The sequence below is a fragment of the Rhizobium sp. BK661 genome (assembly GCF_024808825.1).
In the GTDB taxonomy this organism is placed as follows: domain Bacteria; phylum Pseudomonadota; class Alphaproteobacteria; order Rhizobiales; family Rhizobiaceae; genus Rhizobium.
Genome location: NZ_JANTYT010000002.1, coordinates 292,244 through 315,008 on the forward strand (window position 1 = coordinate 292,244; position 22,765 = coordinate 315,008).

21 protein-coding genes are annotated in these 22,765 nt (G+C 59.4%); 8 read left to right on the plus strand and 13 right to left on the minus strand.

Translation table 11 applies throughout. The features are described 5' to 3' along the window. Positions 1 to 12: 12 nt before the first annotated feature. The 4 genes from FHX16_RS07745 to FHX16_RS07760 all read right to left on the minus strand — a co-directional run bounded on the left by FHX16_RS07745 (position 13) and on the right by FHX16_RS07760 (position 5,078). Complete coding sequence (locus FHX16_RS07745; protein ID WP_016556703.1) at positions 13 to 1,041, minus strand: iron ABC transporter substrate-binding protein; 1,029 nt, start codon at positions 1,039 to 1,041, stop codon at positions 13 to 15. Between the two features lie 137 nt (positions 1,042 to 1,178). Beyond that, positions 1,179 to 2,168: an Ldh family oxidoreductase gene (locus FHX16_RS07750; protein WP_183863780.1), complete on the minus strand. Its 990-nt coding sequence runs from the start codon at positions 2,166 to 2,168 to the stop codon at positions 1,179 to 1,181. Positions 2,169 to 2,238: 70 nt separating this feature from the next. Beyond that, positions 2,239 to 3,777, minus strand: a complete 1,539-nt coding sequence (locus tag FHX16_RS07755) for an aldehyde dehydrogenase family protein (protein WP_259126911.1) — start codon at positions 3,775 to 3,777, stop codon at positions 2,239 to 2,241. A 17-nt stretch (positions 3,778 to 3,794) separates the two neighbouring features. Further along, on the minus strand, positions 3,795 to 5,078 hold the full coding sequence (locus FHX16_RS07760) for an FAD-binding oxidoreductase (protein WP_183863782.1): 1,284 nt from the start codon (positions 5,076 to 5,078) through the stop codon (positions 3,795 to 3,797). A gap of 219 nt (positions 5,079 to 5,297) precedes the next feature. Between FHX16_RS07760 and FHX16_RS07765 the strand changes: the two genes are divergently transcribed. After that, positions 5,298 to 6,188, plus strand: coding sequence for a LysR family transcriptional regulator (locus tag FHX16_RS07765; protein WP_183863783.1), 891 nt, complete (start codon positions 5,298 to 5,300; stop codon positions 6,186 to 6,188). A 71-nt stretch (positions 6,189 to 6,259) separates the two neighbouring features. Continuing rightward, on the plus strand, positions 6,260 to 6,496 hold the full coding sequence (locus FHX16_RS07770) for an Lrp/AsnC ligand binding domain-containing protein (RefSeq protein WP_024315373.1): 237 nt from the start codon (positions 6,260 to 6,262) through the stop codon (positions 6,494 to 6,496). Between the two features lie 48 nt (positions 6,497 to 6,544). On the opposite strand, the gene FHX16_RS07775 is transcribed toward FHX16_RS07770, so the two are convergent. From FHX16_RS07775 to epmA, 7 genes are all read right to left on the minus strand, one after another. Then, entirely contained in the window at positions 6,545 to 9,019 is a 2,475-nt protein-coding gene (locus FHX16_RS07775; RefSeq protein ID WP_183863784.1) for a glycoside hydrolase family 2 protein, read from the minus strand. A gap of 16 nt (positions 9,020 to 9,035) precedes the next feature. After that, positions 9,036 to 9,998 (minus strand): DUF1839 family protein, encoded by a 963-nt coding sequence (locus FHX16_RS07780; RefSeq protein ID WP_183863785.1) that lies wholly within the window; start codon positions 9,996 to 9,998, stop codon positions 9,036 to 9,038. An 8-nt stretch (positions 9,999 to 10,006) separates the two neighbouring features. Continuing rightward, the gene (locus FHX16_RS07785) at positions 10,007 to 10,915 is read right to left on the minus strand and encodes an amino acid--[acyl-carrier-protein] ligase (RefSeq protein ID WP_183863786.1); all 909 of its coding nucleotides are present in this window, start codon (positions 10,913 to 10,915) and stop codon (positions 10,007 to 10,009) included. Between the two features lie 4 nt (positions 10,916 to 10,919). Next, positions 10,920 to 12,101 (minus strand): acyl-CoA dehydrogenase family protein, encoded by a 1,182-nt coding sequence (locus FHX16_RS07790; RefSeq protein ID WP_183863787.1) that lies wholly within the window; start codon positions 12,099 to 12,101, stop codon positions 10,920 to 10,922. Beyond that, positions 12,102 to 12,353 (minus strand): acyl carrier protein, encoded by a 252-nt coding sequence (locus tag FHX16_RS07795; RefSeq protein ID WP_183863788.1) that lies wholly within the window; start codon positions 12,351 to 12,353, stop codon positions 12,102 to 12,104. It abuts the gene before it with no gap. A 260-nt stretch (positions 12,354 to 12,613) separates the two neighbouring features. Continuing rightward, positions 12,614 to 13,666, minus strand: coding sequence for a lysine-2,3-aminomutase-like protein (locus FHX16_RS07800; RefSeq protein ID WP_259126915.1), 1,053 nt, complete (start codon positions 13,664 to 13,666; stop codon positions 12,614 to 12,616). Then, the gene (gene epmA / locus FHX16_RS07805) at positions 13,663 to 14,730 is read right to left on the minus strand and encodes an EF-P lysine aminoacylase EpmA (protein ID WP_259126916.1); all 1,068 of its coding nucleotides are present in this window, start codon (positions 14,728 to 14,730) and stop codon (positions 13,663 to 13,665) included. Before epmA ends, FHX16_RS07800 begins: the two co-directional genes overlap by 4 nt. 151 nt (positions 14,731 to 14,881) lie before the next feature. On the opposite strand from epmA, the gene efp reads away from it, so the two are divergent. After that, positions 14,882 to 15,451, plus strand: coding sequence for an elongation factor P (efp, locus tag FHX16_RS07810; RefSeq protein WP_259126917.1), 570 nt, complete (start codon positions 14,882 to 14,884; stop codon positions 15,449 to 15,451). A 135-nt stretch (positions 15,452 to 15,586) separates the two neighbouring features. On the opposite strand, the gene FHX16_RS07815 is transcribed toward efp, so the two are convergent. Then, the gene (locus tag FHX16_RS07815) at positions 15,587 to 15,850 is read right to left on the minus strand and encodes a YMGG-like glycine zipper-containing protein (protein ID WP_018855881.1); all 264 of its coding nucleotides are present in this window, start codon (positions 15,848 to 15,850) and stop codon (positions 15,587 to 15,589) included. A gap of 27 nt (positions 15,851 to 15,877) precedes the next feature. Next, positions 15,878 to 16,033, minus strand: coding sequence for a DUF3309 family protein (locus FHX16_RS07820; RefSeq protein WP_007794620.1), 156 nt, complete (start codon positions 16,031 to 16,033; stop codon positions 15,878 to 15,880). Between the two features lie 514 nt (positions 16,034 to 16,547). Between FHX16_RS07820 and FHX16_RS07825 the strand changes: the two genes are divergently transcribed. The 5 genes from FHX16_RS07825 (at position 16,548) to FHX16_RS07845 (ending at position 22,738) form a co-directional block, all read left to right on the plus strand. Next, entirely contained in the window at positions 16,548 to 19,586 is a 3,039-nt protein-coding gene (locus FHX16_RS07825; protein ID WP_183863791.1) for a helicase-related protein, read from the plus strand. A 4-nt stretch (positions 19,587 to 19,590) separates the two neighbouring features. Next, entirely contained in the window at positions 19,591 to 19,995 is a 405-nt protein-coding gene (locus tag FHX16_RS07830; RefSeq protein ID WP_183863792.1) for an RNA-binding S4 domain-containing protein, read from the plus strand. A gap of 193 nt (positions 19,996 to 20,188) precedes the next feature. Next, positions 20,189 to 20,527: a ferredoxin FdxA gene (gene fdxA / locus FHX16_RS07835; RefSeq protein ID WP_183863793.1), complete on the plus strand. Its 339-nt coding sequence runs from the start codon at positions 20,189 to 20,191 to the stop codon at positions 20,525 to 20,527. 398 nt (positions 20,528 to 20,925) lie between these two features. After that, positions 20,926 to 21,498 (plus strand): CarD family transcriptional regulator, encoded by a 573-nt coding sequence (locus tag FHX16_RS07840; RefSeq protein ID WP_007528356.1) that lies wholly within the window; start codon positions 20,926 to 20,928, stop codon positions 21,496 to 21,498. 376 nt (positions 21,499 to 21,874) lie between these two features. Then, on the plus strand, positions 21,875 to 22,738 hold the full coding sequence (locus FHX16_RS07845) for an RNA polymerase factor sigma-32 (protein WP_007528357.1): 864 nt from the start codon (positions 21,875 to 21,877) through the stop codon (positions 22,736 to 22,738). Positions 22,739 to 22,765 lie beyond the last annotated feature (27 nt).

Sequence of the window (22,765 nt, forward strand, 5' to 3'; positions counted from 1 at the left end):
TGTCAGAAGGACTTAGATGATACCGGCGGCGGTCATCAGTTCCGTCACCTTCTTGCTGTTCAAGTTGGCCGCATCGACCTTCGGCGCATCGAGGTCAGCCAGCGGGACCAGCTTGTCGTTCGATGCTGCATCCTTGCCGACAGCATATTCGTAGGAGGTGCCATTCTTCAGGATGTCCTGACCGGGCTTGCCGGTCACGAACTTCAGGAACGCCTGAGCATCCTTGGCATGCTGGCTCGACTTCAAAACGCCGCCACCCGAGACGCTGACGAAAGCACCCGGATCCTGGTTCTTGAAGTAGTGCAGACCTACGTTCTTGCTGTTTTCACCGGTCTTCCCCTGATCGCCGAACCAGTAGTAGTGATAGATCACCGCCCCCTCGACTTCACCCGCATTCACCGCCTTCATCGCGACGCTGTTGCCCTTGTATGGTGTGGAGTTTTCCTTGAGCGCCTTAAGCCAAGCCGCAGTTGCTTCCTCGCCCTTGAGCTCGAGCAAGGCGCTGACGATCGCCTGGAAGTCAGCGCCGGCCGGCGAAGCACCCCAGCGACCCTTCCACGCCGGATCGGCGAGGTCGAGCAGCGACTTCGGGAGCTTGTCTTCGGTCAGCTTCGTCTTGTCGTAAGCAAAAACCGTCGAACGGGCAGCAATGCCGGTCCACATGCCGTCGGACGGACGATATTGCTCGGGAACCTGGTCCAGCGTTTCCTTGTCGACCGGCGCAAAGAGGCCAGCGGCGTCAACGAGCGTCATAGCCGGGGAGTTCTCAGTCAGGAAAACGTCGGCTGGCGACGCGTCGCCTTCCTGGACGATCTGATTGGCGAGCTGCATGTCGCTGCCCTGGCGCATCGTCACCTTGATGCCGGTTGCCTTGGTGAAGGCATCAATCCACTCGCGGCCAAGGCTCTCATGCTGAGCGTTGTAGACGACAATGCCTTCGGATTCTTGCGCCACGGCGGCGCCGGTGGCCAACGACGTTGCGGCAACGAGCGAAGCGGCAAGCGCCAGCGCGCCGGAAACGCGGTTAAGGGAAGTTTTCATGAAGCCCTCCATGGTGTTTCACCCGAGATCCCCAGGGTGATGGAGCCCGTATATTTTTGTTGATTTCGCATTTCAAGTTTTAGTGATGCCGTTGGCATCACAAATACTTGAAAACATTCGTCAACTTTAGAATCATTCTAGAGCGTGCGGATTGCGGCGATGACTTCATCCTCCACGTCAATGCCATGTTCCAGTGCCTGCCGTCGGGCCGTTTGGCCGCGACGTCCTGGAAGCCGTACACCGGGATCGGAGGAAATCTCGCCGACCAGCATAGCCACTCGATCGGCGACGCCTTTCCCACCGCTGGCCGCGGGGTTGATGACCATAAGCATCTGACCAAGGCCGGGCGCCGAGCCCTTGTCGTCAAAGAGCGAGGAGGACTCGAAGGAAAAATTGGCCCCGGTCAATGCACCGGCGAGGAACTCCACCATCATCGCCAATGCAGCGCCCTTGGCTTCTCCAGAGGGCGCCATTGCGCCCTCGAGCGCCGCAACCGCATCCGTCGTCGGCTCGCCATTGCGGTCAAAGGCCCAATCCGCAGGAATGGCGACGCCTTTTTGCCGCGCAGCCATCACCTTGCCGCGGGCGACGCGTGACAAAGCGAGATCAATGACAAGAGGGTCGGCACCCGGAATCGGCGCGGCGAACGCGATGGGATTCGTTCCAAAGACGGGTTTCCGTCCACCCCAAGCGGCCATGGACGCCGTGGCGTTCGCGACCATCAGAGCGACAAGGCCCATTTCCGCAAACCGCTCTACGGTTAAGGCAAGGACGCCGGCATGGTGCGAACGGTGAACCGCAGCCAAGGCGATCCCCTGCTGCAGGACAATCTCCGGAAGCGCAGTGACGGCAAGATCGAAGGCCGGATAGGCGTAGCCATGGCAGGCGTCGATCCGCACGACGGCGGGAAACGGCCGTTCGAGCCGCGGCTTGGCAAATCCATCGACCTTGCCTGCCTTCGCCTGCTTTGCGTAGGCCTCGACCCGGCGCAGACCATGACCACCCTGCCCGGCGGCTTCGGCGGCAACGAGAGCCCTTGCAACCGAGTGTGCATTGGCCTCGTCTACACGATTGCGCACCAGAGCGTCGACAACCAGCGTTTCCGCCGCAGATAGGGTCAGATGCATAGCGACCTGCGAAAAAGAAAGGGTGATGACGTGTTATGCCATCACCCTTACAGCTGCAATGCAGCAACGGTCATTCGACGTCGAACTTTACGCCCTGCGCAAGCGGCAAGGTCTTGCCGTAATTGACGGTGTTCGTCGCCCTACGCATGTAGGCTCTCCAGGCATCCGAACCGGATTCGCGGCCGCCGCCAGTTTCCTTTTCGCCGCCGAAGGCACCACCGATTTCGGCCCCGGACGGACCGAGGTTGACGTTGGCGATGCCGCAATCCGAACCGCGAGCAGAAACGAAGGTCTCGGCCTCGCGCATGTCGTTCGTGAAGATCGAAGAGGACAGCCCCTGCGGCACCGCGTTGTGCAGGTCCAGCACCTGGTCGAAATCCGTGTACTTCATCACGTAGAGAATCGGCGCAAAAGTCTCATGCTCCACAGGGCCGGTTTGATCGGGCATTTCAACGAGCGCCGGACGAACATAGAAGGCGTCTGCCGCGCCGTTTTCGACGCGCTCGCCACCCGTGACCTTACCGCCGCCAGCTCTCGCCTGCTCAAGAGCCGACTGCATGTTCATAAAGGCCTGCTTGTCGATCAGAGGCCCAACAAGCGTTCCCGTTTCCAGCGGGTTACCAATCGAGACCGAGCCATAGGCCTTCTGTAGGCGCGGAACGAGCTTGTCATAGACGCTCTCGTGAACGAACAGGCGGCGCAGCGTCGTGCAACGCTGACCGGCGGTCCCCATGGCGGAAAAGGCAACGCCCCGCAGCGTCAGGTCCAGATCGGCCGTCGGGCAGATGATCGCGGCATTGTTGCCGCCGAGCTCGAGGATCGATCGGGCAAAGCGCTGTGACAAGCGGGGGCCGACAACGCGGCCCATGGCCGTCGAGCCGGTGGCGGAGACGAGCGGCACCTTGGGATGGTCGACAAGGACTTCCCCGACATCGCGTCCACCAATGAGCAACGTCGACAGGTTCGACGGAGCCACTCCGCCTTCGGCGACAAAGCGCTTCAGAGCCTTTTCAAACAGGGCCTGAACGGCAAGCGCCGTCAGCGGCGTCTTCTCAGACGGCTTCCAGACTGTTGAGTTACCGCAAACCAGCGCCAGGGCAGCATTCCAGGACCAGACGGCCACCGGGAAATTGAAGGCCGAGATGATGCCGACCACGCCCAAGGGGTGCCAGCTTTCCATCATCCGGTGCTCTGAGCGTTCGGTGGCAATGGTCAGACCGTAGAGCTGACGCGACAAGCCGACGGCAAAGTCGCAGATGTCGATCATTTCCTGGACTTCGCCGAGACCCTCGGAGGTGATCTTGCCAACCTCGATCGAGACCAAGCGACCGAGTGCGGCTTTTGCCGCGCGGAGTTCTTCGCCGAGCAGGCGGACGAGTTCGCCGCGCTTCGGAGCCGGGACGGCCCGCCACTCGAGGAATGCCTTGTGTGCCGCCTCGATGGCGTCCTTTGCTTGCGAGGCAGAATGCTCCTTCAGCGCACCGATCTCCTTGCCGGTTACCGGCGAGGTAACGCGAAGGGTGCCGCCGGTATAGCGGTCGGCGCCGACGCCCAGTTCCGTAAGCAGGTTTTTCGTCTCGGTGGCGAGATCAAGTGCGGAGATGGTCATGGGTTCAACCTCGGTTCTCAAAATCGGGCGTCTGCGAAATGGGCCACTTGGGCGCCGGCTTCGTACCACATTTCCTTCACGGCGCGGAAGCTCGGTTCGGACGGCGCTGTCAGGGGCAGCGGCAGATCCGCTTCCGTTGTCTGCCCCAGGATGAGCTGCGCAAGCGTGCGGCCAAACACCGTACCGGGCGCGATCCCGCGACCATTATAGCCGGAGAAGCCTACAACATTCGGCGCGAACCTGTGGAAGCGCGGCAATGCATTGTCGGTCATTCCGATCTTGCCGTACCACTCGCATTCGAACTCGACATCGCCAAGCTGCGGAAAGAGCTTCTTCAAGGAGCGTTTGGCCCAGGCCGTGTGGATCTGAAGCCCGGTATTGCGTAGCGCACCGACACTGCCGAAGACCAAACGCCCGGCCTGGTCCATGCGATAGGAGGAGAGGATTTCCTTCGTATCCCATACGCCTTCGCGCCCAGCGAGGATGGAGCGGCGCAAATTGTCGCTGAGCGGCCGGGTTGCAAGATTGAAATAGGGCAGATGGACCTGCTCGTTGCGCACCGCTTCCCAAGGGCCGGTGCTATAGGCGTCCGTCGCCACAATGATCCAGTCGGCCGTAACCTCTCCCTTTGCCGTCCTGACGATCCAGCGATTGCCTTTCCGCTCAGTCCCGATGACGGCGCTCGACGTGTGGATTGAAACGCCAGCCTTGACCGCCGCATGCGCAAGGCCGCGCGCGTAGGCGAGCGGCTGCAGCGTACCGGCGCGCATATCCAGCAACGACCCCGTATAGGCGCTGCTGCCGACGCGCTTGGCCGTCTCCGCCGCGTCGAGCACTGTCACCGGCGCGCCGCGTGCCGCCCATTGCCGCGCACGATCCTCGATTTCCTTCAGGCCACTTTCGCCGACGGCGACGTGAAGCGTGCCGTTTCGTTCAAGCTCGCAGGCGATGCCGTGCTTGTCGATCAATTCCATTACAAGCCGTGGCGCGTTGCCCAACAAGTCGAGCAGACGTCCGCCGTAGACCGGGCCGAGAACGCCCGGAAGATCGTCCGGCATGACCCACATGCCGGCGTTGATGAGGCCGACGTTTCGGCCTGCACCACCGAAGCCGATCTCCTTGGCTTCCAGCAACACGACCTTCGAACCCGCGTCCGCCAGATGGAGACTGGAGGAAAGACCCGTATAGCCGCCCCCCACAACCACGACATCGGCACTCAAACTGCCCGCGAGTGAGGAGGTAACGGGCGGCTGAGGAGCGGTTTTTTCCCAGAGACCATGGGAGCGGGGATCGTTCAGCATCGATCAAAATCCATTGGTTAAGCAGGCAGCATTCTAGCGCCGTGCGATTGCTTGTTAAACCGCTGATCAGGTTGCCGATCGCAGCCCAGGAGGCCGTACCGGGCAGTTCGATCGTAATTTCAGTTCATTCCGATTCTGTCAGATGAATGACTTTACAAAGCTGGATAAGCCCTAAATATCGACATTTAGGAAATAGCTTATTCTGAAATGGAATGATTGGTGCTGCTTTCACGACGCTTTCTTCCATCGACATCCTTGCTTGTGGCCTTTGAGTCGGTCTCGCGCACAGGCAGCGTGACGGCCGCCGCGCGTGAACTCGACCTCACCCAGAGCGCCGTCAGCCGTCAGATAAAGGCGCTGGAAGAGCAGCTCGGCGTCGAGCTGTTCGTGCGCGAACGCCAGACGGTACGATTGACGCTCGCCGGCGACGGCTACGCCCGCGAGATACGCGAAGCGCTTCGGCGCATTTCGAGCGCATCGCTGAACCTGCGCGCCAATCCGCACGGCGGTACGCTCAATCTGGCGATTCTTCCTACCTTCGGGACGCGTTGGCTGGCACCCCGGCTGGGAGGCTTCCTGGCGGCCAATCCGGGAGTGACGATCAATCTTGTCACCCGGCTTTCGCCCTTCGACTTCCGGCTCGATTCGATCGATGCGGCCATTCATTTCGGCCACGCGCATTGGCCGGGGGCGGAGCTGACATTTCTGATGTCGGAGAAAACTGTGCCGGCCTGCAGCCCCGAATTCCGCAGCCGACACGCGATCAAAGTTGCCGAGGACCTGCTTCAAGCTCCGCTACTGCACCTGACGACGCGCCCGGATGCATGGGAGCGCTGGTTCGCAGACAGCGGCGTGAGCTTTCAAACCGTGCACGGCATGCTTTTCGATCAGTTTGCGACTGCGGCGCAAGCAGCGATGGCCGGTCTCGGTGTTGCGCTGCTTCCGACGTTCCTCATTCAAGATGAACTGAAACGCGGCGATCTGGTTGCAGCCGTCGACCGAGAAATGGAAAGCAGCGAGCACTACTATCTCGTCTATCCACCGGAGCGGGCCGACTACGCGCCGCTGGAAGCATTTCGCGATTGGATCGTTCGGGAAGCCGCCATCTGACGAACAGCTTGCGCCGGCATGGTGCTTTCGACCATTATGCCGCAAACCAAAATATGATGCAGGAAATTCCCATGAAGCCCATTTTCGTTCAGCTCCAATGCGCACCCGGCAAAACCTACGAGGTTGCCGATGCCATCTACCAGACAGAGCGCGCTTCAGAGCTCTACTCGACGAGCGGCGACTACGATCTTCTGCTCAAGGTCTACGTCGAGGAAGGCCAGGACATCGGCAAGTTCATCAATGACAACATCGCCAACATTCCCGGTATCGTGCGTTCGCTGACGACGCTGACGTTCAAGGCTTTCTGAGGAAGCCGTTTCAAACCCCTGGCAGCCGCGCAAGGGCGATCTCGGGCATTAAAATGAGGCGGCTCGCGAGCTGCCGAGGCTGGTGATCTGACCGGATGGCGCTTGTTCATCTGCCGATCCCGATAGCGGAAGCAGCCGGATGCGTTTTGCGCCGCCGGGGGCAAGGTGAAACCAGTCGTCGTCCGGTCGATAACCATCGACGCTGACATGGACGGACTGCGCGAACCTGTCGACTGCGATATCGAGCTCCCATTCATTGTCCTGCCGCGTCACCACCGCCTGGATCTCGGTATCGTGGAAGGCCTTGGCGCGGCCCAACGGAAAATGGAAAGCGTCGGCGACCACCGGGCCGCCATCCGGCAGACGTAGACGGGCAACGGTGACGTCGTGCGACGGTGGTCCGAAGCGAAACGCGTAGGTCGTATCAAAAAACGCGCCGAAGAGATCGGTTGCGGCAAACGTTTCACAGCTTCTGGGCGCCAAAGTCAGAATGCGGCCACCGCTGACGACGTGCTGCCTGCCGTAGCGCAGGCAAACCAGTTCGAGATCAAGCTGTAAGGTATGTTCGGTTTCATTCAGCACGTGGACGTCGAGGCCATTCGTCCCCTCGTCGGTCACCACCACCTGAACCGGCCGAAAGGCACGACGCAGGGCATACCACACGGGCTTCGGCTCGCCGGTCGAATCGATCACCCCCCAACCGGGACCTGGCATCAGATCCTGTAAGGTCCACACCAAGGCGCCGTTGCAGGTCGATCCGCTGCGCCGCCATTCGGCGAAGGTCGCTTCAGCAACTTCGCCGGTAACGACACGCGAGAGGTCCAGATAACGGTCGCGATCTTCACGACGAAGTCGCGCCGGATCCTCGCCGTAAAGTTCGGTCAGATAGAAATCGCGAACATCCTCGAAATCCCACGATGCGCCGCGATCGCGGGGAACGCGCGCCTTCCATAGCGGACTGTGGACCGGGGGAACGTCCAGATGCCGTTGCAGCGTTCGTTGTTGCGGCACCTGGGAGAAAGCCAGGCTCTCGGCCGCGAAGCGGACATTCGCACGACGGGCATCCACGAGCGGTCGCATATAGGCGCCGACCCCGTAATAATGAGTAACACCAGCATCTGACGAGAAGGGCATCGCGCCACCCGATGGTGAGTTCACCACATACGGCACGTCGGGCCTCATGCGGCCGGCGATCGCCGGAATGATCTCCTCCGTGATTGGGCCTGCCCAATATTCACGCGGCAGGCCAAGCATCGCCGCCTGCTGATAGACTTCGCTGCCGCCGCAGAGAACCGCCACCGATGGGCATCCCTGGACGGCGTGCAGGAATTCCTCGACCTCCGCGTGGACGTGCGCGGTTAGCGCCTTGTCGTTCTTCGGATAGTCGAAGTTGGCAAACATGAAGTCCTGCCAGACGAGCAGACCGAGTTCGTCGCAGAGCTGAAAGAACGCTGGCGTCTCGTAAGCCATGGTGCCGCCGATGCGGATCATGTTCATGCCTGCCTCGGCGGCAAGGCGCAGGAACGGCTCGTAGTCTGACTTGCCGCCCGGCAGCCGAACGATATCGGCGGTCGTCCAGACCGCCCCTCGGCAAAAGACACGCTCGCCGTTGACCAGCAGCGCAAAGTCATCCCCCCCCGATCCGCGATCAACGTCGATGCGGCGAAAACCCGTTCGGCCCGCATGGTGCTCGACACCATCAATGATGATCGAGAAATCATAGAGCTGCGGTACACCGTGCGTATGCGGCCACCAGAGATCGACGTCCTCTAGCCTGAGGATTGCCGAATGGTGGTTCTCTCCGACTTTTTCGAAAGCCTGCTGAACAGCTCCGCACCGAAGCACGAGGTCCGGGTTGTCGACATTGGTATGAAGCGAAACACTCAGTCGCCCAGTGCCATCCGCCTCGAGCACGGCGCGGACCGAAACGTTATCGATCGAAACGACATCGCGGCGGACGACCGTGATGGGTCGCCACGGACCGACAGCATGAATTTCCGGACACCAGCCGGGCATGCGGCCCAGAAGCGTCGTGCGGACATTCTTCAAGCCTTGTGGCGTGATCATCTGCGGCCGCCAGCGGGCGCGTGGGCCGGGCTCGGCCAGCCTCGGCGCAAGGGCTCGGAAGCACAGCGCCAACTCGTCGCCGCCAGAGAGCGTCACAGGTATCTCGTGTATTGTGAACATGCTTTCCGACGACAGGATCTCTTGGCCGTTGAGAAAGACATGACACAGCGTCGCCAATCCCTCGAAGCGAAGGATCGCATCACCGGGCTGGACGTCAAAAAGCCGGCAGAGATACCATGCGTCGCGGGTGTCGAGCGGCTCCGGATTGTCCCGGTCGAACTGCCCCGCCTTTTCCAAAGCTGCGGCGACGGTACCTGGTACTTCGGCGGCAATAAACTGCGCGGACAAGGGAATGTCATGGGGCGTTGCGCAAGCGCCCGATTCCGTCAGGACCAGGTTCCACCCTTCGGCAAGCAGGGTTTCCTCCGCACCGACACTCGCCAACCGTCCCCGCATCCTCAGACTCCCGGCTTCACAAGCGCTCCTTGAGAGAAGCCATCATGGAATCCCATGCATCGGCTGCCGGATCAAGCGCCGTGCGCAGCGGATCGTACTTCTTCCGGGTCACTGCCCGGGCGAGCTGGAACTGCACCGACTTTGCGACTTCGGAAATTCGACGCGCGTCGTCAATGGCGGAGGAAAATTCGCTGGCCGAGACCCAAGCTAGGTGATCTCCGGCAAGCTCGAAATTGGCGCCGAACTGACGCAACGTATTGAACGCGTATTTGTGAAAGAAACCGAAGGGACGCTCTGCCACGGCTTCCACCTGCTGCGGAAACACTTCTGCGAAGGCGCGGATCGGATTGGTGGTCGGTCTGCGGCCGAAGTGAAGTCCGAGAAGCTCGCGTGCCATAGTGCTGACCTGCATCGCATCAGGCATGCGAACGGGAATTTTTGCAAACTCCGTGTAGGGGAGGAACGGCGGATCATCTGCGGACAAATGCAGCTGGAACAGCCCGTCGAAATCCTCTCCCACAAGCTGGAAATAGCCGCCGTTGTGAAAATACTCGATGCGCTTGCCGGTGAAGTCGAGCCTGTTGATTGCCACCGTGGTCTTGCCATGCTCGGTTCGGTAGGCCGTGCCCTGGGTATCGGGCATATAAAACGAGTCCATCTCGATCAGGCAGAGGCGACCTCGCGCAATCTGGGTTTCGACGTGCCGTTCGACCCGATCGAAGATAGCGAGTTCGGTAACCCGGATGTCGTAGAGTGACTCGAGATCCTCGAGAGGCACCTTGAAGAAGGTGAACTGGTCGCCCTCGAAATCCTGCGTCAGCGTGAAGCCAAGCATCGCCTCCGGCGCAGCACCCGCGGCGTTCAACACTTCGATCCAAAGGTCGACGTAGCAATTGGTTTCCGGCCACATGCGCTCGCTGGAGTGCAGCGGATGCGACTGATAGCCGTCCGGGCGCGCCCGCGGGAAGACGGCTGTCATCAAACCACTCAGCCCCACAGCGCTTGCCGCACCTTGGAAGGCCAGTGCTTGAGCTCCAGTCCGTGGTGATGGAAGAGCGCGAGCGCAATACGCTCAAGTCCGAAGCCGACACAGGCGGTATGGGCAACACTGCCGTCTTCAAGATAGAGGTCCCATTTCGTGCCGAACGCGTCCTGATGGTAGTTGAAGCTCATGCAGGCCGTCGGCTTGGCAACCGAGGTGATCGGAATGAGCAGCTCGAACTTCAGGTTCTGGTCGCGTTGGTTGTTGGCCAGCATCTTGCCGGCGCGGCCGAAGAAGGGATCGTTCGCGACATCGATCGTCACATCCAGGCCCACCGCCTTCATCATCTCGACGCCGCGGTCCATCCAGCGCTGCCGGAAATCCGTGACGTGCTGCTCCGTGCCCATACAGATGTATTCGCGCATGCGGAAAAGCTGCTGGCGCGCCGGATCCTGTGATGGCTCATGCCGGAAGCAGTAGGATTGCAGATCGAAAAGACCGCCACTCATCGGCAGTTTGCCGCGACGAGCAACAGTCGGATAGAGCGGGTAGCAGGCCGCAGGCGTCAGTACGATATCAGTTGCCTGCTGATCCTTCGTCCAGTCGTCGCCCACTTCCATGCATTGAAGCAGGCTGATGTGGTCGAGTTCGTTGCCGCAGAAACTATGGACAGTGCCGGCGAGCTGCGGGAAGCTCTTCATGTAACCGCTTTTCTCGAAGAAGGCGCGGTTCATGCCCGGCGGGAAACGCATTGCCTCGGCGCCGTCGGCGCCGCCGAATTTGTCGATCAAGCGCTCGAAGGCGGCAATCACATCTTCGAATTGTCCGCTGCGGCCATAGAGCCCGTCAACGCCGGTATCAATCAAAAGGCCCGATTCAAATAGCCTGTCCAAAAACGTTGTCTGCACGTCCATGTCGTCACCCCAGTAAGCTAGTGTCCTGCTTGTGAACAAGAAGCATGCTCGACGTGTTGCCGAGGATGCGGTCGTTCGAGATCATGAGTTGTGCGGAGTGGGCGTCGCGCAGGTGGCGTCCGACGCTGAACGGCGTGCCGTTCTTGTAGCCCATGATCCCGCAGATCAGCATCACATGATTGACGATCTCGAGGATCGTTTCCGACGATGCGATCTTCACGTTGTTCATCGTGACGGCAAAGCCGATGGAGGAAAGCTTGTCCGCGTCATCCTTGGCTCCTTCGTAAGCCTTGAGACCGGCGACGACATTTGAGCGAACCATCTGAAGCAGGTTGGAGACCTCGGCCAGCCGCAGGGCTCCGGGCGGCGGTGTTCCCGGCGACTTGCGTGCAGCGGCGCGCACGAACGACTGCGCCCGGCCCACCGCGTCGACGGCGATGCCATACCACACGCTGCTCCACAGGAGGTGCGACGATGCCAGCATCGATTGAGCAGCAATCTCGGCAAAGGGCTTCGGCAGGATTTGTTCGGCAGGCGCCTCACCTTTGAAGAGGAAGCCATCCGAACAAGTGCCGCGCATGCCGAGGGTGTTCCAGGCATGGGTCTTTTCCAGCGCGTACTGCTCCTCGAGGAAAACGGTCAGGACCTGATCGGAAGAAGCCGCATTTGCATGGGCCCGCGAGGTAATCATGATTGCATCGGCGTGGGAACCGTAGGATATGACGCTCGCGTCCTTCTCCAGACGGCAGGTATCGCCCTCGACCTCGATCGCGCAGATGCTATTTCGGAGATTGCCGCCGATGCCGCCTTCGGTCGTCGCAGACGCGATCAACAATTGCTCGCCAGCCACGCGTTGCATGAAGGCCCGATGCCATTCGCTCTCGCCGCCATGCTCGACGAGGCTGCAGAGTTTGATGTGATGCATCGCGAAGACCATGGCGGCGGCGGCACAACCCTGTCCAAGCGTCGAGCATAATTCAGCGATCTGAGCGATCGTCGCGCCTTCACCGCCGAGGTGACGCGGGATCTGAATTCCAAACAGCCGCTCGGCTCTCATGGCCTCCACGGCCTCGTGCGGGAACCTCCCATCAAAATCGACGGAGTCTGCATGCTTTGCCGCGATCGCTGCCACGCGGGCGACCCTGGCGGCAAGATCCTCTTGCGCGATTTTGACCGGAAAGTTCATTTAGGCGACCTTCCGGCTATCTTTGATCTGGTCGACAGTCCTCGCGATTGCTGCAATGCTGGCGAATGACTTGCGATTCAAAAGATTGTCAGGAAACTCGATATCGAAGGCCTCTTCGATACCAAGCATGAGCTGGACGGAAGCGAAGGAAGTCAAACCGACGGCATAGAGGTCGTCATCGTCGGCAACTTGGTCAACAGAAACGGGAAGCTTTCCGAATTTGACCAGGAGATCACGGATCGTAGTATTCATTATGACTTCTCCAAGATGATCATATCTCGAGTGGCGAAACGGCCTTGTTCTCGGGATAGGCGTAGTCCGGAAAAGACAAAATTCTGCTAAATGACGTAGTTAAAGCGAACTGATCACTTCAGCTAAATTCTTAGAAGAGACGACGACAGGAAGCGGAACTTAGTTGAGATTTCAAACCCTTGCCGCGATTGCAATCAACACGCCACGAAAGGGGTCTTCTGACACATTGTTCAGGAACAATACTTCTCTCGCGTTTTTTACTAGACGAGCGGCGGGTACAGGTGCTCGGTCCCGCGATAATCCGAAACCGAATAGCAGCCCTCGCCCATCGCTCTGATCGACTGTTCAGCGATCACGGCTTTGCCATGGCCACCAGGTATGTCGAGTATATAGGTGGGCTGGCAGAGACCAGAAATCCGACCGCGCAGAGCCGCGACGATCCTCTGTCCCTCTTCGATCGTGAGCCGAAAATGGCTCGTCCCGGGAGCCAGATCAGGATGGTGCAGATAATAGGGCTTTACGCGCGTCTCGACGAAAGCCTTCATCAGTTCCGTGAGCACGGCCGGATCGTCATTGACGCCCTTGAGCAGCACCGACTGGCTGACCATGACCACCCCGGCATCAATTAGGCGCGCGCATGCCGCTCTTGCCTCGTCTGTCAGTTCGCGCGGATGATTGGCATGCAAAGCCACGTAAACGCTCTTGCCACTCGCTCTTAGCGCCGCAATCAGGGCCGCATCGATCTTTGATGGATCGACGACAGGAACGCGCGTGTGGAACCGCACGATCTTCACGTGATCGATCAATGCCAGTTCGCGAAGGATCTCTTCGAGCCGTCGCGGGGAGAGGATTAACGGATCGCCGCCCGTCAGGATCACTTCCCAGATCTCGTGGTGGTCGCGAATATAGGCAAAAGCTGCCGACATTGCCTCGGAGTCCAATGTCCCCAAGCCTTGTGGACCAACCATTTCGCGTCGAAAACAGAAGCGGCAGTAGACCGGGCACACATGCACGGCTTTCAACAGCACGCGATCCGGATAGCGATGAACGATGCCTTGCACGGGACTATGGGCCTCGTCGCCGATCGGATCCGCACGCTCTTCAGGCGCAACGCTCAGCTCGGCCGCGTCAGGAACGAACTGCCGGGCAATCGGGTCGGCGTCATTCGCAGGATCAACCAGACCCACGACCGTCGGCGTCAAGGCAATGGCGTAGCGTGCGGCGACATCCGCCAAAGCGTCCCGGTCTCTTTCGCCGAGCAACCCGGCGCGTTCCAGACCCTCGACGGTCTTGATGGCTGTGATGCTGTTCATGTGCCGTACTCCGCGACCGGCGCCCATAGCACCTGATCGATCCGTGACGCCCCGGTTGCCAGCATCACCAGCCGATCGAAGCCGAGCGCGATGCCACTTGCCTCCGGCATTATGGCGAGCGCCTCCAGGAAATCCTCGTCGAGCGGATAGCGTTCGCCGTAGATGCGAGCTTTCTCGGCCATCTCGATCTCGAAGCGGCGGCGCTGTTCTGCCGCATTGGTGAGCTCCCCAAAACCGTTCGCGAGCTCAACGCCGCAGGCGTAGACCTCGAAACGTTCGGCAACCCGGGGATCGCTTGCGGAAGGACGCGCCAGCGCAGCTTCCGATACTGGATACTCGTCCAGAATCGTGACGCGGCCAAAGCCTAGATGCGGTTCCACCTTTTCGACCAGCACGCGGCTGAACAAATCCGCCCAGCCGTCATCTTCGGCAACGCGAATGCCGGTCCGCGTTACCTGGTCCGCGAGATGCGCCCGATCCGTGGCGCCGTCGGTCGAAACGGACGCCAGCAGATCTATGCCAGCGTAGCGGTCGAAGGCTGCGGCAACGCTTAACCGGTTCGGCCCCGCGAACGGATCGCACTCGCTTCCTCGATAGGTGAGCCGCGTCGTCTTCATGGTTTCTGCAGCAAGGGCCAGAATGCGAACGCAATCCATCATCAGACTCTCATAGCTTTCGCCCACGCGATACCATTCAAGCATGGTGAATTCCGGATGATGCAACGGACCGCGCTCGCGGTTGCGATAAACGTGAGCGAAGCAGGCGATGCGCTGTTCTCCGGCCGAAAGCAGTTTCTTGCAGGCAAATTCAGGCGAAGTGTGCAGATATAGCGGCGCTGCTGTCTGGCCGTCAGTCGTCAGCGCTTTGGTGGCAAAGGCGTGCAGATGCGCCTCGTTGCCTGGCGACACTTGCAGCGTGGCAGTGTCGACCTCCAGAAAGTCCTCGCTTATGAAATAGCCGCGCAGGGCCGTCTGGATCGCATTCCGCCCGAGCAGGAACGGGCGGCGGTCCGCATGCACGCTCGGCGTCCACCACGGCGATACTTTGGCGATCGAGGGTTTCATCGACATCGTCCTGGCCGGTCTATCCAACGCTGGGGCTGGCTATTTGCCGGATTTTAGGTTAGTTGCGCCCCCAAAGAACAATCAGTTGCGTCTCGGAGGCCGTATCGACAGTCCTCTACGACGCCAAAAGCCGAGTTACAAGGAAGTCTTAATGGTCAAGGTCATCGCCTCTTCCGTCCGCAAGGGCAACGTTCTCGACGTAGATGGCAAACTCTACGTCGTTCTGACTGCCCAGAACTTTCATCCGGGCAAGGGCACGCCGGTCACCCAGGTTGACATGCGTCGTATCGTCGACGGCGTAAAGGTTTCCGAACGCTGGCGTACGACCGAGCAGGTCGAGCGCGCCTTCGTCGAAGACGTGAACTTCCAGTATCTTTACGAGGACGGCGAGGGGTTCCATTTCATGAACCCGGTGACCTATGACCAGGTGGTCGTGAACGATGAAACGATGGGCGATCAGAAGGCCTACCTGCAGGAAGGCATGACCTGCATCCTGTCGATCCATGAAGGTGTTCCGCTAGCCCTCGAGCTGCCGCGCCACGTCATTCTCGAAATCACCGAAACCGAACCGGTTGTGAAGGGCCAGACGGCGTCGTCTTCCTACAAGCCGGCAATGCTTTCGAATGGCATCCGCACCTTGGTACCCCCGCATATTGACGCCGGCACGCGCGTCGTTATTGCAACGGAAGACAATTCCTACGTCGAACGCGCCAAGAATTGATCGATCGACAGCCGTGAATCAGAGGTCGCGTTTGCAGCGCGGCCTTTTTCTTTCTTACGGCTTTCGCCAAATAAAAAAGCGCCGGTCTAGTCGGCGCTTTGAACTTTCAAATCATGCCCAGCAGGGCAGCCCGGCCTAGTAGCGCGGGCAACGGGCCTCGTAGCGACGGCCATATCGGTCTCTGTAGACGCAGTAACCGCGACGCTCAACGGACTGGCCGATCAATGCGCCAGCAAGACCGCCGGCTACGGCACCAATTGCTGCCCCACCCCAGCTGTGGCTTACAGCACCGCCAATAATGGCGCCGCTGCCTGCACCAATCGCGGTTCCCTGTTCCGTCGCCGTACAGGACGCAAGCGCGCCAACCAGTGCACCAATAAGCACAATCTTTTTCATCATGACATATCTCCCAGATTTTTCCGTCGCTTAGATACGACCGAGCAACACAAGAATAATAATAATCACGAGAACTAGCCCTAAACCTCCGGAAGGTCCATAGCCCCAGCCGCGGCTGTAACCCCAATTTGGTAGAGCTCCGATCAAAAGCAGAATAAGGATAATGAGAAGTATGGTTCCAAGCATGGTTCAAGTCCTCGACGTCATTACACCAGGAATGGACCAGAAACACGCATCACCGATTTTTGTTCCGCGTGTATCAAATGTTTAGCTTTGGCGGCAAAATCATACGAACCACATCGTTTTCTGCCGCTCCATGGAATGCAAGTAACATCGCGAAAAGGCTCCGGCAGAAATTCGCCTTAAGATTTTCGACAAAGGCAGTTGACAGAATGGATGCAAATCGCGCTGCACGCATGACGTGAATTTTCCGATTCAGCATCTTGTGGGAAAAAGCGATTCAAAATCAATACTTAGCCGTGAACAAACACTGAATCAGCCGGAGTCAGCGATTCGTCTCCGATTCGTTCTCAAGCTGTTCCGAATCGGAAAACGAGCAATCTGCAAGCTATTCGCGCAACAGAAACTGCGGAGGAAATTCAAATCAGCCCTTGCCTTTGCGACAACGGCTGTCCATGTGTTGTCTGCTTCGGAGAGGAGCTGACTTGATCTGGGGCTCCCCGGCCTCATCTGCAGGACCATGACACTGACATCGCAGCCGATGATACTGAGTGGACGCGGGGTAACCGCGGTGCTCGGGCCAACCAATACCGGCAAAACGCATTATGCCATTGAGCGCATGGTTGCACATGGCACCGGCGTGATCGGCCTGCCGCTGCGACTGCTGGCGCGTGAGGTTTACACGCGCGTCGCCGAAAAGGTCGGAGTGCAGAATGTTGCACTGGTGACGGGCGAGGAGAAGATATCGCCTCCCAATGCCCGCTTTTCGGTCTGCACGGTCGAGGCAATGCCACGCGAGACCAAGGCAGCGTTCGTCGCCATTGATGAAGTTCAGCTCGCTGGCGATCTGGAGCGGGGGCATATCTTCACGGATCGTATTCTGCATTTGCGCGGTCGCGACGAAACGCTGTTGCTTGGCGCCGGTACGATGCGACCGATCTTGCAGCAACTTCTCCCTGGGATCACGGTGGTTGAGCGACCCCGGCTTTCCCACCTTTTCTATGCTGGACAGAAGAAGATCACGCGCCTGCCGCAGCGCTCGGCAATCGTCGCCTTCTCGGCGGATGAAGTCTACGCGATCGCCGAATTGATCCGCAGACAGCGCGGCGGAGCGGCCGTCGTACTTGGCGCCCTTAGCCCGCGCACGCGCAACGCACAGGTAGCGCTTTATCAGGCTGGAGACGTCGAGTATCTGGTCGCGACCGATGCGATCGGCATGGGGCTCAATCTCGACGTCGACCACGTCGCCTTTGCTCAAGATCGCAAATTCGACGGCTATCAGTTCCGCAACCTGAACCCCGCCGAACTCGGGCAGATTGCAGGCCGTGCCGGCAGGCACGTTCGCGACGGGACGTTTGGCGTCACAGGCCAGGTCGATCCCTTTGACGAGGAGCTGGTCGAACGCATCGAAGGCCATGAGTTCGACAATGTGAAAGTGCTGCAATGGCGCACGAAGAACCTCGATTTCGCTTCCATTCACGCGCTACGCACAAGCCTCGAGACCGGACCCACTGTTCCCGGCCTGACGCGCGCCTTGCCTGCGGTCGACCAGCAGGCGCTGGAACACCTGTCGCGCTACCCGGAAATCATCGACCTTGCAACCAATCCATCGCGCGTCGAGAAGTTGTGGGAGGCCTGCGCGCTTCCGGACTACCGGCGCATTGCGCCGGCGCAACATGCCGATCTGATCTCGACCCTCTTTTCCGATCTCGTTCGCTATGGCACGGTAAACGAGGACTTCCTCGCCGAGCAGGTCCATCGCGCGGACCGAACAGACGGCGAGATTGACACGCTTTCGGCGCGAATCGCGCAGATAAGGACTTGGACCTATGTGTCGAATCGGCCCAATTGGCTTGCCGATCCGACACACTGGCAGGAAAAGACGCGGGAAATCGAAGATCGATTGTCCGATGCGTTACATGAAAGGTTGACGAAACGCTTTGTTGATCGCAGGACATCTGTGCTCATGAAGCGCCTGAGAGAGAATGCGATGCTGGAAGCTGAAATCAGTGTAAATGGCGATGTCTTCGTTGAAGGACATCATGTGGGGCAGTTGTCGGGATTCCGATTCACGCCCATTTCGGGAGCGGAAGGGCCGGACGCCAAGGCTGTTCAGTCTGCTTCGCAAAAGGCGCTCGCTTTGGAATTCGAGGCACGTGCTGCGCGCCTCCATGCGGCCGGCAACGGCGATCTCGCGATCAGCTCCGACGGCGCGATCCGTTGGTTGGGCGATCCGGTAGCGCGCCTTGCGGGCAGTGATCATGTGATGCGCCCGCGCGTCATCCTGCTCGCCGACGAGCAGCTGACCGGCAATGCCCGCGACCACGTGGCAGCCCGTATCGAGCGCTTCGTCAATCATCACATCAGCACGGTTCTGAAGCCGCTCGACGATCTGTCGCGTGCCGAAGACCTGCAGGGCCTGGCAAAGGGTCTGGCGTTCCAGCTCGTCGAGAATCTCGGCGTCCTGTTCCGACGCGACGTGACCGAAGAGGTGAAGTCACTGGATCAGGATGCGCGCGCCTCGATGCGCCGCTATGGCGTCCGGTTCGGCGCCTATCACATCTTCGTCCCTGCCCTTCTGAAGCCTGCTCCAGCCGAGCTCATCACGCTTCTCTGGGCGCTAAAGAACGACGGTCTCGACAAGCCGGGCTACGGCGATCTCATTCCCGTTCTGGCTGCAGGCCGCACGTCGGTGGTGACAGATCCAGCTTTCGAGCGCACCTTCTACAAGCTGGCCGGCTTCCGATTCCTTGGCAAACGCGCAGTTCGCATTGACATCCTGGAGCGCCTTGCGGATATCATCCGCCCGTTGCTTCAGTGGAAGCCTGGCCAGGCCAACCGTCCTGAAGGTGCATATGACGGCCGTCGCTTCACGACAACGACCGCCATGCTTTCGATCCTCGGTGCAACGCTCGAGGACATGGAAGAGATCCTGAAGGGGCTCGGCTATCGCGCCGATGCCGTAAAGGCAGAGGAGGCAGCAGCTCATCTGTCGGTTCAGGACGCCTCGACAGCGCCGACGGCCGAGACCGCAACCGAAGAGAGCGCGGAGAAGGCCGATCACGACGATGCCGACAGCGCGTCGGAGGAGCCTGCCTCGGAGGCTCCCACCGTTGAGGTCGCGGCTGAAGAACAGCCGGTTGCCGCAACGTCGGAAGAAGCAGAGGAACCGAAGCCGGTTCTTCTTTGGCGCCTCGGTGGCCGTACGGACAATCAGCGTCAGGCCCGCAGCCCGGGTGGCGAACGCCGCGGCGGCAACAATCGCGGCCAAGATCGCGGAAATGGCCAGCGTCGCCAAGGTGGTGAAGGTGGCGAGGGCCGTGATGGCAACCGCCAGCATCGCGGCAAGGATGGCGGTAAGCCGCAACAGGGACGGGGCGATCGTAACGAACAGCGCGGCGACCGTCAGGACCGCGGCGATCGCAAGGACCGCAACAACAACCGCGGCGGCCCGCAGCCGTTGCGCTTCGAGGCAAAGCCCCCACGCAAGGAAAAGCCGATCGATCCGGATTCTCCCTTCGCAAAGCTCGCTGCCTTGAAGGAGCAGATGAAGAAGTAAGCGCATGGGCGGGGAGACACAGCCAGGAGGCGGTTCGCGGCAACGCATCGACAAGTGGCTGTTCTTCACGCGCATGGTGAAATCGCGCTCGCTGGCACAAAGCCACATTCAATCCGGACATGTCAGGATCAACGGCGAGCGCGCCCTCCAGCCGAGCCAAATGGTCAAAGCCGGCGACAAGATCGAGCTGGCTCTTGAGCGGCGCGATATTGTCCTTGTCGTCAGGTCGGGCGGCGAGCGGCGTGGTCCTTACGAGGAAGCTCGGCTGCTTTATGAGGACCTGACGCCTCCGCCCGACGAGACAAAACGCCTCACCCCTTATGAGCAGGCAATGCGGGCCACAGGGGCGGGACGACCCACCAAAAAGGAACGTCGTGCAATCGACAAGCTGATGTCGGACGAGGATTAGAAAACTCTATCCGAACTGCCGGGTTTTGCGATTTCTTTATTCTTGAAATCCTCGGGCAAAGCCGGTACGTCACAATCAACTTGCCGGATAGCGTGAATGCCTCCCAAGCATCTCACTGCTTCCTTTCCGGTTGGGGAAAGGCGCGACGTTCCAGGTTGCCCGGCCCCATTGTATGGAAGTCCTGGAGTTCTTCATGACCTATGTCGTGACCGACAATTGCATTCGCTGCAAATATACCGACTGCGTGGAAGTCTGCCCCGTCGATTGCTTCTATGAGGGTGAAAACTTCCTCGTCATTCACCCTGACGAATGCATAGACTGTGGCGTTTGCGAACCGGAATGTCCCGCCGAGGCAATCAAGCCTGATACGGAGCCGGGCCTCGACAAGTGGCTCAAGGTCAACGCCGAGTATGCGAGCATCTGGCCGAACATTACGGTCAAGAAGGACGCCATGGCCGAAGCGAAGGAAATGGACGGCGAGACCGGCAAGTTCGAGAAGTACTTCTCTGAGAAGCCCGGATCGGGTGACTGATCCTTCATTCTCGCTACTAGGGCCTGAAACCGGGTTCAGTGAGCCAAAAAACGCCTGAAGTGTGTCCGCGGCATATGGGTGTCATGTGTTGCGCGCATGACTCAGGCGCAGTAAATTATTGATTTCCTCATATTTTTGTGATAGCTTTCGGACACTGATCCATTTGCGGCATGAAGCATGCCCAAACCACCACGAAAGCAAAACAAATCCAAAAACGCGGTTTCCGTGACATATCAACGCCTTGAGCCGTGAGGTTCCAAGCTTGTGCGCATGGATATGTTTGCTTTTATCCGGTGGGACCAGAAGTAAGTCACCCGACGGATCTGACCGTCTCACCCGGGCCTGACTGACCCGGCTCCGGCTGCAGCCGGAAGCGTAACAGGGAGTGTTTGAATAGAATGACGACCCAGCAGAAAAAACCTTCTTCCGCACGTCACGGCTTCAAGACCGGTGAATCGATCGTGTACCCCGCACATGGCGTCGGTACCATCAGCGCTATCGAAGAGCAAGAAGTAGCAGGCATGAAGCTTGAACTTTTCGTTATCGATTTCGAGAAGGACAAGATGCGCCTTAAAGTGCCGGTCGCCAAGGCCATGAGCATCGGCATGCGTAAGCTCTCCGAGACCGATTTCGTCGAGCGTGCATTGAAGGTTGTGCAGGGCAAGGCGCGCGTTAAGCGTACCATGTGGTCCCGTCGGGCGCAGGAATATGATGCAAAGATCAATTCCGGCGACCTCATTTCCATCGCTGAAGTTGTCCGCGATCTTTATCGCGCCGAGAACCAGCCGGAGCAGTCCTATTCCGAACGCCAGCTTTACGAAGCTGCGCTTGACCGCATGGCACGCGAAATTGCTGCGGTGAACAAGATGTCGGAAACGGAAGCTGTCCGCCTCGTAGAGACCAATCTCAACAAGGGGCCGAAGCGCGGCAAGGCGATCGAAGAAGACGAATCTCAGGACGAAGCTGCATAAGCTCCCTGTTTTTCCTGCAAAAAAACCCGGCCTTGTGCCGGGTTTTTTTTGGAACTTTTTCTCTGCTGGCACGTTTCAATAATGTAGCTGCGGACCGCGTCGGGAACTGACATCACCCTCGAACGCTCGCATATCTGTAAACGTTCGATGAGGAGCGGATCATGCTTTCCACGTTCTGCCTAGCGGGCAACTTGAGGAACTTGATCCCACCCCGCTGTACTACCGGCGCATAACCCTAAGCTAGGGCCCCATCTGGAAACGTCCAGAGTTCGGGGCCTTTATACGTTCAAGACATGAATTTGGTCTGGGCAGCGATGTCCGGAAGCAAGAATTCTTTGCCCTTTTTTGGCGTCACGCCTGAATTCAGGAGACCGATATGAAGAACATGTCTGCAGACCGGCGCATGATTAAAATCGCCATGGCGGCTCCCTACCTTGCTCGCGAAGAGGAACACGATCTCGCAATCCGCTGGAAGAACAATGATGACCGCGGCGCTCGCAATCAGATCGCCATGGCCCACATGCGCCTTGTTATCTCGATGGCAGGAAAGTTCCGCAACTTCGGTCTGCCGATGAGCGACCTCGTGCAGGAAGGTTACGTCGGTCTGCTGGAGGCGGCTGCGCGCTTCGAGCCCGAGCGTGACGTCCGCTTCTCTACCTACGCAAGCTGGTGGATCCGTGCCTCGATTCAGGACTATATCCTTCGCAATTGGTCGATCGTTCGCGGCGGTACGAGTTCGGCGCAGAAGGCCCTGTTCTTCAATCTTCGCCGCCTGCGCGCCAAGCTCGCCAGAGGCGACACGCAGCTGACACTTCAATCCATTCATCAAGAAATCGCAGCAGCACTCGGCGTCAGCCTTTCCGACGTCCAAACGATGGATGCCAGGCTTTCGAGCAACGATGCCTCGCTGCAGGCCCCATCGGTCTCCGGCGATGCCGACAGCGCCGAGAAGATGGACTTCCTCGTTAGCGACGAGCCTCTGCCGGATGAGCAAGTATCGAACATGATCGACGGCGAGCGCCGGCGCAACTGGCTCGCTTCTGCTTTGAAGCACCTCAATGAGCGGGAGATGAAGATCATCAGCGCTCGGAGGCTTGCTGAAGATGGCGCGACGCTCGAGGAACTCGGCGCAGATCTCGGCATCTCCAAGGAACGTGTTCGGCAGATCGAGAGCCGGGCGATGGAAAAACTACGCAGCGCACTCGTGAGCGCAGACCCCTACATGGCCGCATCGGCCTGAACGAGCTTACTCCCCCAGCGATGGACT